Consider the following 17,578-nt stretch of genomic DNA (forward strand, 5'->3'; position numbering starts at 1 on the left):
AACATTTTAATAAATTTATCTACTGCTCAAATCGATCAACTTAAAAATAACGAAAAATAATTTATTCAAACAATCCCTGATCTTTTAAAATATGCGCATTAAATTTACGTCGGGTAAAACCACTTCGATCAAAAAATTCCAAAATCTTAACCTATAATTCTCGTCCTATTGCTAACTCATCACGAAAATTGGCCACCGTAATGGCCCCCTCTAAATGGTTATAATGTTGAATAATGGCAGCAAATTGTTGAATTTGTAGATTATGGTAATAACGATCCGGCACAATCGCCGTAATCAAACCCAATTTTGCTGCTTTTCGCAACAAATGACGAATAATGGCTTCATCTTGTTGAATTTTTACTGCCAATTCTCTTACCCACCAAGGTTGGTTTGCTACAAAATAGGATTCTAATTTTTGCCATAATTGCGCCTGTTGTTGGTCAAACACCAAACTATGTTCAGCTAAATGGAGCCAACCATTAGTTTGCATCAGCCTTTTTTCATCAACCAGTTAACGTAGTAGGGTAAACACCAGCTCATCGTTCAAGCCAGGTAATGCCATCCGTTTTAAGCGGGCACGGCCCAATCTTAGCTGATCAGCATGATATTGATGATAATCTACCAATATTTGCATCAAATGCTGTTTAGCCTGCTGAACATTAATTTGAGAAAATGCAATATCGTTAACTATCAGCACATCAAATTGCGAAACTAACACTTGTAATGAGGAATGAGTAAGTTCACGTGCCCAACCATAATTCCTAAGTGATAATTCACCAGTTGGCAACTGAAAAGCCAAATTTTCCTTATCGCCAGTGGTATTAGCCAACTGCGATAATCACAATAGGAATTCGGCTTGCCGTTTACCGCGGCACGGCGAATGAAGTTTAACCACTCGCGCACAGGCCAAAGTTCGCTGCGCACTAATATTACGCAAGATTAATCGATCATTATCTACAACCATAAAGGAGTATCCAACGACAACTCAGCCAATAATGGTTTATCGGGTGGCTGGCTTAATAAAGCGATACGTCCGGTCACATGACTAGCGGCATGATAGAGATGTAACGGCTGCCAATTTTTTAAACATTCATTCGTTTCAACTTCAACCAGAACTTTATTAACCGCAAACGCCGGTTGTTCACTTAACAACCAATCACCACTAGAAATCTGTTTTTTGCTAATATCACCCGTTAGATTTAAAGCGATTCGATCACCGGCTTGTGCCTGTGAAACCAGCTGGTTTTGCGCATGCAATCGCCGAATTTTGACTTGCTTATTTATTCCGGTTAACCATAGAGTATCACCAACAGAGATTTGGCCGGACAAAGCAGTTCCAATGACGACTAAACCTGTACATTTAACATTAAACACCTGATCGATCGCCAAACAAAATCGATGACCAAGTTTGGCATGCTGGCCAGTTTGGCCATGTAAGATTTGCAAATCCGATCGCAATAAAGGAATACCTTCTCCAGTCAAGGTAGAAGTGACAAAATAGAGTGACTGAGGCCAGCCATGCTCTGCCAATAATTGTGAAATTTCGGTTTGTACCGTTTGGATCCGCTCAACTGAAACGCGATCTGCTTTAGTCAATATGATCGTTATTTGCTGGCGGCCGATGAGACGTAAAATAGCCAAGTGCTCTTTAGTTTGAGCCATAATGCCATCATCACAAGCAACAATTAGCAATATATGGGATATGCCGCCAATGCCAGCTAACATATTAGCGAAAAATTTTTCATGACCAGGAACATCAATAAAACCAATCGAGCAACCATCTGCTAATGGCCAATACGCAAAACCAAGTCAATTGTCATGCCGCGTTTTTTTCTTCCGGTAAATGCAGCGTATTGATCCCAGTCACTGCCTGAATCAAGGCAGTTTTTCCATGGTCAACATGACCGGCGGTGGTAAAAATCATTGTTTTAATAAAACCTGTAACAACTTAGCCTAATCATACAAACAGCGTAAGTCTAGCCATAAGCGTCCAGCTGAAATCCTACCAATAACAGGAGTAGCTAATTATCGCTATTGACGAGCCAGTGATACTAATTGATTACTTTTATTATTTTTGAGCGTAAAAGTTATTGCCCAACTAGCCAATCGTTCATTGGGTAGTGAACTACTGCCAATCTGCGAAAAACAGGCTTCATCTTTAACCCTAAATTGACCACCATAATGGCGATTTATCGGCTCAATAAGCCGCTGCGCCAACTGGCGAATTTCCTTTTGCTGTAGTGCCAAAAAGTTAAGGGCGGGTAACGAAATTGTCACTTTTCGCCATGCTGATAGAGTCTTAATGTAGCTTCCAGGGCGGCTAACATCATTTTATCCGCTCGTAACGCGCGTTTTAACGGATGTTATTGAATAGCTTCAATCCAACTTTTTTTGCCTAGAATAATACCAGCCTGCGGGCCACCAAGTAATTTATCGCCTGAAATTGACACCAGATCAATTCCTTGAGTCAGATATTGTTGTGGCATAGGCTCAGCCGGTAAGCCATATTGGCTCATATCAATCAGCGCACCACTACCTAAATCAATCACAGTAGCAACATTATATTTAGCACCTAACTGAGCTAACTGATGGCCTTCAACCTCGGCGGTAAAACCTAAAATACGGTAATTACTGGTATGGACTTTTATTAACAAACCAGTCTCTTCATTTATCGCACGCTGATAATCTTGGAGATAAGTTCAATTGGTTGTTCCTACCTCTACCAGCTGACAACCAGCCTATTTGATTACCTCTGCAGTCGAAATGCGCCGCCAATTTCGACCAATTCTCCGCGGGATACAATAACCTGCCGTCCCGCCGAGATAGTTGCTAACATTAATAACACTGCAGCAGCATTATTATTGACAATACAAACATCTTCAGCACCCGTTAGTTCACAGAGTAAATCAGCTAATCTTCGATCACGATGTCCACGCACTGCGTCATTAAGTGTATATTCTAAGGTCACTGGATAACGCATCAATTGAGCAACCGCTTCAATAGCTTCTTCGCCATTAACGCACGCCCTAAATTAGTATGTAACACCGTGCCGGTTAAATTAAAAACTGGCCGTAAGGCACAATTCTCCTGCCGTTGGAGTTGATGAGTAAGCGCACCAATCCAGTCACTTTGCCATACAGGTAAACATTGCTGCTGTTTTATTTGTTCACGTGCATCCTGCTGCATATTGCGTAATATCTTTGTTACTTGAGTTCGACCATAACCTTCTATCAACGATAAAACCGGCGCTTCATTCAATAAATAATCGATGGCGGGTAACTGACGATATAATGAAGTAACATCTTTGGACATAACCGATTGATACCTTAAATTATTCGCAAGGAAATAAAAATGGATTAATACTGCTACGCGCAAACTCTTCTTCTTCCAATTTAGCATCCAGGATCAGGGAAGCCAGATCATCAGCAACTGCGTCAACCTTGGCATCTCACTCCTGATAGAGAATTTTTAAATAACTACCACAATCACCAAAACTTTCAGCCTTAACCGCCGCATATTCACTGGCTAGACCTAGACACCAATAATCTAATTCTTTTGTTTGTTCGCAATTACTACATTTTACCTGCACAACATGCCATTCAGTTTCACATAAATTAAAATGTAAATAACGTAACCTTTAATTTATCCCTATTTGCACTACACTAGAAACCGTAATACTGCCACATACCGGACAAAATTGCCGATGTTCACCATATTCGGCGGTAGCTTTACCCGGGATTTAACTGGTCATTTGTGCCCAAAACAAGGAAAGGGCAGCCCAAATAAACAATGCTTGTTCTGGTGGTACTGGGCTAAATTCACCATTGAGTAATGCTGTTGCCATCAACTCTAATTCATGTATAGAAACTTTGGTTAAATTTTCTAATGCGGGCTTTACTTCTTCAGGCACCACAGGAGCCAGCTCAGCAATTAAAGAATTTATGCTAATGGTCAGTGCGAATAAAAGTTTTACAATCTAATGGCGGTTTATTGGCGATCATCGATTGTTGCAGAATATCCGTGATCTCCATCATCAAAGGATTATCATACAGCGCATTTTACTGAGCGCGGGTAACATGGGCAGCAAAGATGAGATATTCACTAAATGGATTTTCTGCCGTCGCTAATGATTGGAAATGTTCAGCTCGGGATTGATATAGATTGTTTAAATTTGGAAATAAAACCGGCGGGATATGGCAGATGCCTTTTTTGGCTGGCTCATTTTTATCTATCTCTTCTTTTGGTAAAATCCTAATGCTCATAGATATGCTCTCTTTGATGATTTATTTTACCATTATTGCCCAATAAATCTCAGAATAGACTAAAAGCTAACAGGGATCTATAAACGGATAAATAACATAAAAAAGCAGAATATAATTATTCTGCCCCTGTTATTATTATTCGAAAAAAAGCTGTTAGCTGCTCTTTTCTTGACGAGGCTTCTCTTTTTCAACAATCTCACGATACCAACGAGGGTGATGTTTTTTCGCCCAAGCCCGCGTTACCCAATCCTTCAATCATTGCTCGAATAGAGCCTTTTACCCATATAGCGGCATAAACATGAATAATAATCGTCATTATTAAACCAATTGCCGCAACAGAATGAAGCAGCAATACCAAGCGAATAATTGGGATGGGAAAATAGTCAGCAAAATAAGGATACCGCTTTTTGGCCTAAATTATATTGATCAACATCACCGACTTCTTCATTTTTCAAAATTTTTAGCCCATATAATATTATGTTTGAAATATCTAATAAACATGCCAACAAACAGCACAAACATCATGGCACCCAAAAATGGATGCAGCACTCTTGAGAGTTGTAGCGTACCTAAAATATTCATCAACCAATTTAACGATGGAAAGAAAAAACCTAATCCACTAATTTGCCGTAAATAAAAAAAATAACCGCTAGCCAGTGATTGATTCGTTCACTGGCATAATGGCGGATAATTTTTTCATTTATTTTTTTTATCATCAGCTATCCTCCCCTTTTTTTACTCGCCAATTTCTCGCTCTTTGTTAATGTTTGATCATCATTATTTGGCAATTTATCCACTTTATCTTCATCAGAAATACGATTTGGACCCACCGCCAGATAATGGAAAAATACAGAAGTAAAGGTAACGGCAAACCCTGCAGCAGCTAACGGTTTCCAAATACCTTTCCAGAAAGTGACGGTTTGGCTGATAGTAGGATTATCTGGCAGGCCATGATACAGCTCGAGCTTATCACCATGGTGTAATACATACATAACATGCGTACCACCGACACCTTGTGGATCATAAAGCGCCACATTTTGATAATATCGGGTTTTCAACTCTTCAACTCGTTCAGCAGCAAGTTGTTTCATCAAGCTCTTACTACCAAAATGAATTGCACCAGTCGGGCAAGTTTTTACACAAGTCGGCTATTGGCCTACTTCAACCCGATCAACGCAAAGGGTACATTTATAAACCAGATTATCCTCTTTATTTAATCTGGGAATATTGAAAGGACAACTAGCAATGCAATAACCACAAAAAATACAATGTTCTGAGTCAAAATCGACTATCATCCCATTGGCATACTGAATAATCGCTCCCGCAGAAGGACAAGCTTTCAAACAACCTAGATCAGCACAATGCATGCAGTCATCTTTGCGGATCAGTCATTCTAATTTCCCTTGCTCTTCAACTTCAACAAAGCGTATTACCGTCCATGATTTTGCTGTCAAATCTAACGGGTTATCATAAACCCAAAAGTTATGACCAATTTCATCACGAATATCATTCCATTCGGAACAGATAACTTGACACGCCTTACAACCAATACATGTGGTGACATCAATTAATTTTGCGACTGCCTCTTTATCACTACGTACTCGAGGAGCCGGTGTTAACGAGTTGGTCGCATAGCGGCGAATAATATTTTGTGAAGCCATCATCTACCTCCTTACACCTTTTCCACATTAACCAAGAATGCTTTAAACTCAGGCGTCTAAGTATTGGCATCATCAACAAATGGCGTTAGCGTATTGGCAATAAAGCCTTTTCGCGTCAGTCCCTGAAATGCCCAATGGATTGGGATACCAATTGTATCAATTTCCCGACCATCAACTTTTAAGGTACCGATACGCTTAGTCACCAACGCTTTCGCTTTGATATAACCATGGTTAGAACTAACCTTAATCACATCGCACGCTTTGATACCTTTTTTCTCTGCCAATCGTTCACGAATTTCGACAAATTGCTCAGGTTGAATAACAGCATTAAAATGCGCATGTTTAGTCCAAAAGTGAAAATGCTCAGTTAAGCGATAAGTTGTTCTGACATAAGGAAATTTTTCAGCGTTTTCTAATGCGTTAAGATCGTCATTAAATAGGCGGGCAACAGGATTAGAGATAACATTTAGATGTAACGGATTAGTTGCTAATGGAGTTTTAAAAGGTTCATAATGTTCAGGGAAGGACCCTTAGGCCATCTTATCTAAAGCAAATAAACGGTCTAATCCTTTTGGTTGCATAATAAATGGCCCAACACCGGAATCTGGCGGTGCCACGCTATAATCAGCAATATCAATGCCTGTCCATTTGGCTTCATCCACTTAATTAATTGCCGCTTAGGATCCCAGAGTTTTCCCGCCGGATCAGCGGATGCTCGATTATAAATGATGCGGCGGTTAGCCGGCCATGCCCAACCAAATGTATTACCTAGACCAGAAGGATCGGCATTATCTCGGCGAGCCATTTGATTACCCGCGAACATCCAACTACCGGCAAAAATCCAACAACCACTGCTGGTAGTACCATAATTTCGTAATTGGGCAAAAGCTGACAGTAACTGGCCTTTTTTCACCAGTAGATTACCATAGCATCCGTCCAATCTGCCAACACGTAACCATTACTTTCTTGCGCAATTTCTTCCGCTGTTGGGCGATAAGGATCACAGTAATCCCAGCACATATTTAACAGTTGCTCAGGTATAGCGCCACCTTGTTGTTGATAAAGCTGACGCAAACGATGCAAAAATACCAGCTAAAATTTCTCCATCACCGAGCGTTTCTGCGGGTGCATCTGCGCCTCTCCAATGCCATTGTAGCCAACGAACAGAATTAACAATAGAGCAATTTTCCTCAGCAAAACAGCAACAGGGTAAGTGGAAAACCTCGGTCATAATTTATTCTGGCTGCACATCATTAAATTCGCCATGATTTTGCCAAAAACAAGCGGTTTCAGTATTCAATGGATCGATAGTGACTAAAAACTTTAATTTGGACAAGGAACTAATGATTTTATTTTTATCGTTGAAAGAGGCAAGCGGGTTGAATCCCTGACAAATATAACCATTAACTTCCCCCTTATTAATTATCTCAAAATATTGTAGTACATCGTAACTTTTATCCCATTTAAGTACCCAGTTAAAACCCCAATCATTCTCTTTTTGCGCCTTGTCGCCATAAAAAGTTTTCATTAAACTAACAAAAAATTTAGGGTAATTATGCCAATAGTTAATTTGATCAGGAAGTGTTTGTTTTGGTGTATTGGCCGCTAAACAACTGGCTAACGTGCTCTGTTTTTCCGATGGTAAGTGCATATAACCGGTTAAACTTTGTGATAACAACCCGAGATCAGTCAAACCTTATATATTTGAATGTCCCCGTAAAGCATTAACTCGGTCACCGGCCATTCCTATATTACCTAGTAATAGCTGGATAATTGCCATGGTACGAATATTCTGCGCACTGATAGAATGTTGTGTCCAATCTAGTGCATAGAGAAAAGAAGCGGTTTTATCTTTTTCGCTGGTTTCAGCGATATATTCACAGACCTTAATAAAATCTTCTTGCGGTGTTCCACAAATATCGGCAACCACTTCCGCCGTATATCGACTGACATGTAACTTAAGCAACTGCCAAACACAACGTGGATGCTGTAGAGTTTCATCTCGTTTAGCAAAACCGTTGCCATCTAACTCATAGTTCCAAGAAGTTTTATCATATTGGCGATTTTTAGCGTTATAACCACTAAATAGCCCATCCTCGAAATGGTAAACATCGCGCACAATTAAATTGGCGTTGGTATAAGATTTCACATATTTGCTATTAATTTTATTATTACTTATTAGATAGTTAATCACACCCGATAAAAAAGTAATATCAGTACCTGAACGAATAGGAGTATAAAAATCTGCCACAGATGTAGTACGGGTAAAACGCGGATCAATGACAATTAAAGTAGCTTTATTGTGGATTTTTGCTTCGATTACCCAACGGAATCCGACCGGATGAACTTCCGCCACATTTTCCCCCATAACAATGATCAGGTCAGCATTTTTAATATCAACCCAATGATTTGTCATGGCACCGCGACCAAATGTTGGAGCAAGACTTGCTACCGTTGGCGCATGTCAGACACTAGCTTGATTATCAACCGCTAACATTCCCAGAGCCCGCCAAAATTTTTGGGTAACAAAACCGGTTTCGTTACTACTAGCCGAAGCACACAGCATACCGGTTGTTAACCAACGATTAACGGTTGTCCTGGAAGGATTGGTTTTAATAAAGTTAGCATCACGATCGGCTTTCATTAACTTAGCAATCCGATCAAATGCTTCTTGCCAGCTATACGCTGCCACTTATCAGAGCCTGGTGCTCTATATTCGGGAAATTGCAGAAGACTTTCACTATGGATAAAATCAATTAATCCGGCACCTTTTGGACACAAAGCGCCTCGACTTACCGGATGGTCGGGATCACCTTCTATGTAGAATATGCTTTCTTTGGCATTTTTAGCCCCATCACCAAGGCTATACATTAATAATCCACAAACAACTGAACAGTATGTGCAGGTATTTCAGGTTTCTCTGGCACGTAATAGTTTATATTGACGCGCAGATGCTAATGCAGTTGCCGGAGCAAAACCCAAAGCAGCAATCGTTGTACCTGCCATACCGCCAGCACAGATCTTCAAGAACTGTCTTCTGCTGACTTGCATTAAAAATCTCCTTATTCACATGACTGACATTGGTTTCCATAAAATAAAAAAACAGCAAAATAGGTGATCATTTTTTATTAAATCACGATCTTTTTTGGTCTGATTAAATTCTCTATCCATAATAATTAATATAATCTCTTTTAATGTATTATATTATTAGGAATTCGGCTAATGAATAATTTTTGTGCAACTAAAATGATGAAAAATATTAAAAAACATCGGCATATCTAAAACAAAAGTTTACCAAAAGGAAATTTTTAATTTGGACAATGTCGCACAAGAAGTTCCTATCGCCTTAGTCTACAATGGTATTTCCCATGCCGTCATGATGGCAAGCACAAAAGACTTAACCCTATTCGCTGTAGGTTTTTCGCCGTCCGAAGGCATTATCCAATCTGCTGAAGAAATTCGCGATATCAACATCAGTAAATATGACTCAAAAGGCATAGAATTAAATATTGAACTATATCACCCCGCCAGGTTATGGCATTAAAAGCACAACGGCGTAATCTAACTGGCCGGACTGGCTGTAGCATCTGTGGCACAGAACAACTTAGCCAACTATTTCGCCCAATCAATCCGCTTCCTTTCATGCAATCATTTTCACTAACTTATCTGGATCAGGCCTTATCTCAATTAAATACCTTCCAAAAAATTGACCAATTAACCGGCTGTACTCATGCCGCAGCCTGGATAACTTCCTTCGGTGAGCTAGCAGGAGGCTGTGAAGACATTGACCATCATGTCGCACTTGATAAATTGCTTGGTATGAAAAGTTGAGAAAAATGGCAAAACGGCGCAGTGTTAATCTCAAGCAGAGCAAGTTATGAAATGGTACAAAAAGCAGCAACCTGCTGGGTAGAAATTCTCTTTGCTATCTCAGCCGTCACTTCCCTTACGGTTGAAATTACTCAACAATGTCAATTGACGTTAGTTGGTTTTTGTCGACCGGGTAAAGCCACTATTTTTAGTTATCCCGAACGCTTAACTGAATAATAAAATTCAATAAATATAATTAAATTAATAAAACAAAATTATTTTATAAAATAATTTTGTTTTATTTACCGCCTCATTTATTTAATTGAGATCACATTTTTAAATTTTAATCACTGATATGAAATAACTATTAATTTTAAAAAATAAAATTAAATCATACTGCTATTAAATTAGTTAGTTATATATTTATTTACTTTATAAATAAATAATAATAACTATCATTTACTTAGATTATTTTTTATTTTATTATTATTTAAGACAATGCGTTATTTGTCTACTCCATTTTTTATCATATAAAATTTAATTTTTTTTACAAGGAATTAAAAATAAAAAAATTAAATATTATTACCTTGCTAACATTATCAATTAGATATATTAACTTTAGACATGCAGCAACTGGTTATGATAAATTTAATGCCCCTCATGGCAATTATTTAATTATCAGTAAAATGGAATATGCATCTCAAGGCTTTCATAAAGCCGAAAAAGGTGATCCGGTTATTGGTTTATCTGAATTACATGGCGGTAATAAAATCGGCTTTCCCGGTTTGATAATGTACTCTGACAAAGATGATAATAACGTTTATCAGCTTGGTGGTACAAGCAATTCCCACCACCCCAATATGGGATCATTTGCATTCGCTAAACTCGTCGATGTTGATGCTTTCTTCGGTGAATGGGCGCAAGCTAGTAATATGTCTTCTTCCTCTCACACCACTTACTATTCTGGTAAAGACATTACGGAAAATATACCGACCGCAGGTACCGCCACCTATAGTATTAAAGGGTTCAACGATTATTATAACTATGGCTTGATGACTAGTGAATTAATCGCCAATTTTGCGCAAAACAATCTAAAAAAGTCATTCAGTCATAGCGCATTAACCATGAATATTGATGCAAATATTAATGGTAATGGCTCTTTCAGTGGAAAATTCAGCCCATTCAATTGAATTAACAACCATAGGCCAATTCTTTGGTGCAGATGCCAACCATCTAACCGGTATTACCCAATTTAACGATAATCATGAATTAGATACTGCTTTTGGCGGCACTAAACAATAATTTATTTTAAATTTTAAAAGCGCATTGAACTTCTATGCGCTTTTTTATTATGGAAATAAAAATGACTAACAATAAACGATTAATAATAAATAACATACAAGTGAATAAAATAAAAAAATAAGAATTATATTACTAATATCTTTATTGCTATTAATAAAAAAATTGGCTACAAGTTGAAAATTATTTAAATCAATTAATAAAAAATAATTATCATGATAAGAGTTTAATCTATTTTATGCAGGGTTTGTTGTCATATAAAAATCGAGAATTTCAATCTACTATGCATTATTTATCACAGACAATAATAATAAATCCTTACTTTACGTGCGCCAAGCTCGATTTAAGTTATATTTATATTGAAAATCGGATTTATCATAAAGAAAAACCATTATTAAATGAATTAATAGCACAGCAAGATTTACCTGCGCTGGTTAAGAAAAAAATAAAATATCTTCTCATTATGGCTAATAATAAAAATTCTTTCTTTGCGACATTTTCATTAGGTTACCACCTAACGGATAATCTCAATAGATCACCTGGTAGCCCAGCAGAGTGCTTAAAAAATATTGAGGGCTATTGCCTATTGATTCGCAAAATGCCGAAAAAATCACCTTATCAGGCTTTTCTGTATTCGGTATGACTCCACAGTCATTTATGCTGCAAGAGCCCCATTCGGTTTTTATTCGACTAACGGCAAATGGTTAAATCTATCGGCAAAACAGCCCATATAATGAATATCGAGCCAATATCTATACTGGCTACTATTTTCAAACGCAGCAACATTACTTATTAGCCGGCCCTTTCTTTGGTTATGAACAAAGTGAAAAAGATCCGAATGCCTACGAAGTAGGGGCAAAAATTGAATGGCGTTATCGTCCCATTGTTGTGGCTAAATTAGATTTAGTAATTAATCAACAAATTAAATGGAAAGACTATTACCAATGGCAACAAAATAATGGTCTGAAGCATGAAACTTCTTTTTCTATTCACTATCCCTTTAACAATATGGATTGGTATCTCTCTTTTGGTTTTTCTAAACACTCACATCAATGGAAAATAAAAGATTACCAGCGCTATGATATTAGTAGCAGCGTTAAATTTAGCTCATTACCTTATCTGGATAACCAATCTTTTATTACTTTGGAATCAACATCAATTTAAACATTTTGATCAACGACTCGCCGCCAAACGGAAAGATACAGAATGGATCTACGCAATTAAATTAAAACTAACCAAAAAACTTATTGGCTTCATGCCCTCTGTTACCTTTTTTCATCGCAATAATAATAGCAATGTCGGCTAGCTTTATCGCTATCAAAAAAACGATCTGCAACTCAATTTTGAACGTTATTTTTGATTGTTAATTTAAAAATTATTTTAGATAAGGAAATCATGTACTTTTTTAACTGCCGCCAAAAACCGATAGCATTTGCCATCTCACTTTCTACTTCGATTATCCCCGCTATTAGCTATGCTGAACATCAATCTTCTGATAAACAAACGCGGAAAAAAACATTTAGGTAAAATTAAGGTTTCTGATATGTCATAACAAGATGAACACGGTTATGACAATATCTATGATAAAAATATTTCTAATATTTATCTTGGCAAAGAGATTATAGAACGTTTCAAAGTAGCTTCACCGGCTGATCTGTTTCAATCTACGCCAGGTGTATATAGTAGTGAAGCTAGTAATGGTGCGTCTATCGATCCCAATATTCGAGGCATTCAAGGACAAGGACGGATCCCCTTAATCGTTGATGGCACCGAGCAATCAATTACCGTAACCCGCGGCTACAATGGCGCCAATAACCGTAAGTATCTTGATCTTAATTTAATTAGTTCAATTGAAATTGAAAAAGGGGCTTCGCTATTACGTCATACTAAAAGTTCGGTCGGCGGCGGTATTACCATCAAAACAATTAATATTAATGACATTCTGCCAGCAAATTAAAACTTTGGTTTCGCGGTTAAATTAGAAGGCAGCAATAACGCAACCAAACCGCAGCTCAAAAATTTACCATTAGGCGAAGACTATCGTAATATTCCAGAAGGACTAAGTGGTTTTGCCTATTTATTTAACGATCCTTTAATCAATATTCATCCCGACCATTACCATGATAAACCGTTAGGCGGTTTGGACGATTATGCTTATCGGATTGCCGTTGGCTTGCGACAAGCGAAATATGATTTGTTGATCGCCTCGAGTTACCGCAATAAAGGCAACTATTTTGCGGGTACCAGGGGAGCAAATCGTTACCGTTATCCGGTAACTAAAACGATTAAATCAGAATTTACCAAGCTCCAGACCAAAATCGATCCTTATATGTCTTTTGTCGCCAATATTTATCATCCTGGCAAAGAAATGCCTAACACTTCCAATATGATGGAATCGCTGTTGCTAAAAAACAATTGGCATCTGGCCAATGATTTAACAGTTAATTTTACTTATCGCGATTCCCGACTTAAGTTCAGTGATATTATGCCCTCTTGAATGGGCTTTGTTGATGTCGATCGCAATATGGTTCCGCAATCGCCTTTAGCTCAAGTGCACCAAAAAGCCGGTAGCGCCAGCCTTAAATACTAACCGCTTGATAGTCTATGGTTCGATTTTTATATGAGTGCCTGGCTTAACCATACTAATGCAAATACCAATAGTGCCGGCGGTTATCCAAGAGCGCCAATAAACAGAGATGTTAAATGGGATACTGCCACCATCTGTAAGTATCGCCAAGTGATTAAAGATCCCACTATTGATGGAAGGTTAATCAATACCGATAATAATAGTAGTGAAAATAATCGCTGGGGTTTAGATATTAGTAATATATTTACTCTAACACCTAATTTAAATCTTACGCTAAACAGCCATTTTCAAAACGAAAAATTAATTAACCATACTGACTAAGCTGGTGTAAACATTTGGTTGTACCAATATCCTGGCAGAGAAGGCCGCCGGCAAGAGTATCAACTGGCTTTTAAATTCTACTGGCAACCGGTGGAATTCTTAACTTTCTCAGCCGGTGCCAATTATGTTACTTATTGGTCAATTGATGATCTGATTAATAAAAAAAGGGACTAAAAAGCAAAAGGTTATCAAAATAGCGGCCACCATGCTGGTTATAAAGTCCGATATTTTCGGTCGGATAGTCAACAAGATCATGACTCAGATAGTAAATATGATCATGACACTCAAGTTTATAGCAGTAACTTAAGAAAACAAATAAACAACAAAAATAAGAAAATGGAGGTTTATGATAGCGAAACAACTCAATTAAATAACTTATTAAACGATAATAAAAATCCACTTAATGAGCAGCAAAAGTAGCAATAACAAACAAGATCGATAGCTTAAAAAAACAATGTAGCTGGCTAGATATAGCAATAAAAGAACAAAATGAACAATACTCCCAAATCTAAAAGATTGAGATGAATAATGTTAGAAGAATGCAAAGACCTGATAACCCAAGCGGAACCGATTATCGATTTAAATAAACTCCCTTACTTTATAACCCCAACGATGGAAAATTGCATAAAAGGGATAATCTTTTCTTTAACGGTAAAATCAATTTTGATGAAGAAGTGAATGATTTTAAAACTGGCAAAACCGTAAAACGCTATTATCCTTTCAATGTTTATTATGATGATCAAATTTTCATTGAGCCACCAGCAGACATTCTATGGCAAAAAGAGAAAAAACGTAAAGATCACGGAATTGCCCAGGTCATCTCAGCTGCCCTATCCATCACTGATGATTTAAGTGTTTATCTTCGTTATCCCGAATCAGTCAGAGTGCCCAGCTTATTTGAAAATAGCGTCTGTTTTTCTAGAATGCGTAAAATTATTCTTGGTGAAAAAATCAACCTGGAACGTGTTAAAACACGAGAATTAGGTATCCACTATAATCTGGCAAATCTATTAAAAACAGAAAAACACGCTGATATTAAATTAACCTATTTTGATACCATAATAGAAAATGTATTCGATCGAGATGTACACTATAATTTTACCCAAATGGATAGACAGTTATTATCCGGTATTGAAATACAGGGACGTTATGATAATGGTTTCATTTTTAGTGATATCAGTTATGTTTATAATATAAAAAATAAAGTTTGTGATCTTAACTCCACGCATCTTTTAGATCTCTATAATCAACACAATATTCTAGAATGTATTGATGGCGGTTTTCCAGGTGGTTTTTTACGTACCTATTAACTATCGTATAACAATGATTATTCTTACCACTTTTGCCAATTCGTATTTCATTACTTGTATCGATATAAAATCGATAAATTAGTCCATTTTATGGTATTTATACATTCCTTGATTTTATTATTAATATTTTTTCATCGTCATAAACGATTATTCTTGGTTTTAATTTTTGCAACTTAAATTTATATTATTAGAATTAATATCCATATTTCTACTTCCTCCATTATTTATTTAATTAAAAATATACCCTAGTGTTGGCAAAAGCCTTTAAACTAGCTATAAAATTTTCAGATAAAAAATTGCTAAACTTTTAGTAAAAACAAATTAGTTATATCTTCTTTTGTTAATTACAGTAAACAAATTATAAGTTATAAAAAAGGTCAATAATTAATCTTGATTATCAGATGATTTTCTGTTAATAGGATGAAGCAGTTACTTTAGTGACAGCAAATTACCACGATAATAGAAAGATAAAAATCAACATGAATAGATAATTGTTAGACACAAAAATTAAATTAAAAATCCATTTTTGATAGTAAACAACAAGGATGATACGAATATGAAACTTATACTTAACGATAAAGAAAATATTACAGAAGAAAATACCATCATCAATAGTTTGTGGAAACATAATTCCAATTTTACCACGGTAGATATGCATCCGCTAAGGGTGACTTTAATGGATAATAATAATATTGTTGGGGTTTTTATTGCCAGAACATGGTGGGGTGGTTTTAAATATGCAATATCTATGGATAGCAGAAAACTATCGAAAAAAAGGTTTTCGAAAAGATTTAATGAAAAAAGCAGAAGATGAAGCCATAAAAAGAAAATGTCATATGGCCTATGTTGATACTTTTGACTTTCAAACCGTTAATTTTTATTAAAAATTAGGCTATAAGGAATATAGCCATTTAGACAAGTTTGCTCACTGCTATACCCACTATTATTTGTCAAAGTCCCTGAAAAGCAGTGATGAATGCTAAATTAGTTAGTATTAGTAACAACTTAAACTACTTTCTGGATTGACCAGCTCATCAGAGTGGCGCCATTCATACAATTTTTTCGTTGTTACACCGTTAGTTATCTCTTAATTTTGCTTAATAAACCATAAATAATACAAGCAGCGAGTAGAAAATTAATCGTTGGTATGCCTACTTCTACGGTTATGCCAATTATACAGGCGGAAACAGCATTCCAACCAATTAAAGGTGTATTTTTATTAGCTGGAATTTTTTCTGGTTGTTACGTTTCCTGAAGAATATTTCGATGGGTCTTTATAATAAAATAATCCGTTAGCATAACACCAACTATCGGCGGAAAGACAACACCAAGGATGGTCAAAAAACCAACAAATCTGTCTAAAATACCCAAAACAGGAAGAGTTGTCCCAATGATACCAATAGCTAAAGTGATAATAGTGTAATTAACTTTTTTGCCGGTCAATACTGAAATTGAATTGGCAATACTTAATGACGATGAATAAAGATTAATATCATTTACACGTAAAGTAGAGAAGATCACCACTAACAAGCCAATACCACCAGCCACTTGCATCATAATGGTTACGACGTCTGCAGTATTTAACGCTCTAGTTAATAATATAGCCAGCCCATTAATGACAAATTCACCAAGAATAATTGATACCATAACTATCCAAAATACCTGACGGCTATTTTTTGAATATCGACTCATATCTGGCGTAATAAGCGTAGCAACGATACATCCTCCCATAATTAATGTGATTGCAGAAGACAGCGTTATTGTTTCTCCACCAGGAACTGACTGAATCAAATCCATGCTATTATGATGTTCAAGAATTCCTGCCGAAATCAATAAAATCACGATGACAAAAAAAAGGGACTGCAATCCAGGCTGTAAATCGTAGCGCTTTAAAACCAAAAGCAACCAGGATCGTCAAAAATAAACCGGATAACGTTGCTAACCATTCAAAACCCAATTTATGACCTAATGCATAATTAAGCCCTTTAGTAAAAACTGCATTTTGTACCCAAACCAACCTATCAAGCTAATGGCTATTGTAAGACTGACCAAAATTGGTCCAATGCGCCCAAAGCCAGACCATCTAGCTAAAAGACTACTGGACAACCCTTCTTTCATTCCCGCAAAGCCTAAACCAAAAGTAATAATGCCCAAAATAATACTACTAATAAAAATAGCTAAAATCATTGAATTACCTAATACTGCACCTAGCATAAATTGATCTAAGGCAGTTAGCATACCAGCATGAACTAATGTAACACTCAGAAAGGATAAATGTATATTGGTGGGGACACGATTTATTGGATAGTTATCTATTAAATTCATATA

The 17,578-nt window shown here is 36.7% G+C and carries 10 protein-coding genes and 9 pseudogenes; 12 read left to right on the forward strand and 7 right to left on the reverse strand.

Annotated features, from left to right (window positions below):
- Nucleotides 1-61: 61 nt before the first annotated feature.
- The 6 pseudogenes from selB to fdnG form a co-directional block, all read right to left on the reverse strand.
- Nucleotides 62-1,924 (reverse strand): annotated as a pseudogene (gene selB / locus ARADI_RS08355) (selenocysteine-specific translation elongation factor).
- A 29-nt stretch (nt 1,925-1,953) separates the two neighbouring features.
- Nucleotides 1,954-3,312 (reverse strand): annotated as a pseudogene (gene selA / locus ARADI_RS08360) (L-seryl-tRNA(Sec) selenium transferase).
- 19 nt (nt 3,313-3,331) lie between these two features.
- Nucleotides 3,332-4,262: pseudogene (gene fdhE / locus ARADI_RS08365) on the reverse strand (formate dehydrogenase accessory protein FdhE).
- Between the two features lie 153 nt (nt 4,263-4,415).
- Nucleotides 4,416-4,978: pseudogene (locus tag ARADI_RS08370) on the reverse strand (cytochrome b family protein).
- Nucleotides 4,979-4,981: 3 nt separating this feature from the next.
- A pseudogene (fdxH, locus tag ARADI_RS08375) lies at nt 4,982-5,923 on the reverse strand (formate dehydrogenase subunit beta).
- Between the two features lie 56 nt (nt 5,924-5,979).
- Nucleotides 5,980-8,974 (reverse strand): annotated as a pseudogene (fdnG, locus tag ARADI_RS08380) (formate dehydrogenase-N subunit alpha).
- A gap of 265 nt (nt 8,975-9,239) precedes the next feature.
- On the opposite strand from fdnG, the pseudogene fdhD reads away from it, so the two are divergent.
- The 12 genes and pseudogenes from fdhD to ARADI_RS08435 all read left to right on the forward strand — a co-directional run.
- Nucleotides 9,240-9,970: pseudogene (gene fdhD / locus ARADI_RS08385) on the forward strand (formate dehydrogenase accessory sulfurtransferase FdhD); the annotation flags it as partial.
- A 350-nt stretch (nt 9,971-10,320) separates the two neighbouring features.
- Nucleotides 10,321-10,923 carry a HupA family protein gene (locus tag ARADI_RS08390; protein ID WP_119711771.1) on the forward strand — a complete coding sequence of 201 codons (603 nt, stop codon included), beginning with the start codon at nt 10,321-10,323 and terminating at the stop codon, nt 10,921-10,923.
- A complete protein-coding gene (locus tag ARADI_RS08395) occupies nt 10,898-11,035 on the forward strand; it encodes a hypothetical protein (RefSeq protein ID WP_182853165.1) in 138 nt (45 codons plus the stop codon). Before ARADI_RS08390 ends, ARADI_RS08395 begins: the two co-directional genes overlap by 26 nt.
- A 247-nt stretch (nt 11,036-11,282) precedes the next feature.
- Entirely contained in the window at nt 11,283-11,675 is a 393-nt protein-coding gene (locus ARADI_RS08400; protein ID WP_147392395.1) for a hypothetical protein, read from the forward strand.
- Nucleotides 11,676-11,740: 65 nt separating this feature from the next.
- A complete protein-coding gene (locus ARADI_RS08405; RefSeq protein ID WP_119711773.1) occupies nt 11,741-12,196 on the forward strand; it encodes a surface lipoprotein assembly modifier in 456 nt (151 codons plus the stop codon).
- Nucleotides 12,197-12,427: 231 nt separating this feature from the next.
- Nucleotides 12,428-12,559, forward strand: coding sequence for a hypothetical protein (locus ARADI_RS19700; RefSeq protein ID WP_255420662.1), 132 nt, complete (start codon nt 12,428-12,430; stop codon nt 12,557-12,559).
- A gap of 91 nt (nt 12,560-12,650) precedes the next feature.
- Entirely contained in the window at nt 12,651-12,989 is a 339-nt protein-coding gene (locus tag ARADI_RS20945) for a TonB-dependent receptor plug domain-containing protein (RefSeq protein WP_369407003.1), read from the forward strand.
- 183 nt (nt 12,990-13,172) lie between these two features.
- A complete protein-coding gene (locus ARADI_RS08415) occupies nt 13,173-13,529 on the forward strand; it encodes a hypothetical protein (RefSeq protein WP_119711774.1) in 357 nt (118 codons plus the stop codon).
- A 123-nt stretch (nt 13,530-13,652) separates the two neighbouring features.
- Nucleotides 13,653-13,940 (forward strand): hypothetical protein, encoded by a 288-nt coding sequence (locus tag ARADI_RS08420; protein WP_119711775.1) that lies wholly within the window; start codon nt 13,653-13,655, stop codon nt 13,938-13,940.
- An 18-nt stretch (nt 13,941-13,958) separates the two neighbouring features.
- A complete protein-coding gene (locus ARADI_RS08425) occupies nt 13,959-14,114 on the forward strand; it encodes a hypothetical protein (protein WP_182853166.1) in 156 nt (51 codons plus the stop codon).
- A 446-nt stretch (nt 14,115-14,560) separates the two neighbouring features.
- Nucleotides 14,561-15,250, forward strand: a complete 690-nt coding sequence (locus tag ARADI_RS08430; protein ID WP_119711777.1) for a TonB-dependent receptor domain-containing protein — start codon at nt 14,561-14,563, stop codon at nt 15,248-15,250.
- 556 nt (nt 15,251-15,806) lie between these two features.
- A pseudogene (locus ARADI_RS08435) lies at nt 15,807-16,233 on the forward strand (GNAT family N-acetyltransferase).
- 97 nt (nt 16,234-16,330) lie between these two features.
- Here ARADI_RS08435 and ARADI_RS08440 read toward each other — a convergent pair.
- A pseudogene (locus ARADI_RS08440) lies at nt 16,331-17,575 on the reverse strand (cytosine permease).
- Nucleotides 17,576-17,578 lie beyond the last annotated feature (3 nt).

Source organism: Arsenophonus endosymbiont of Aleurodicus floccissimus (assembly GCF_900343025.1).
Taxonomy (GTDB): domain Bacteria; phylum Pseudomonadota; class Gammaproteobacteria; order Enterobacterales; family Enterobacteriaceae; genus Arsenophonus.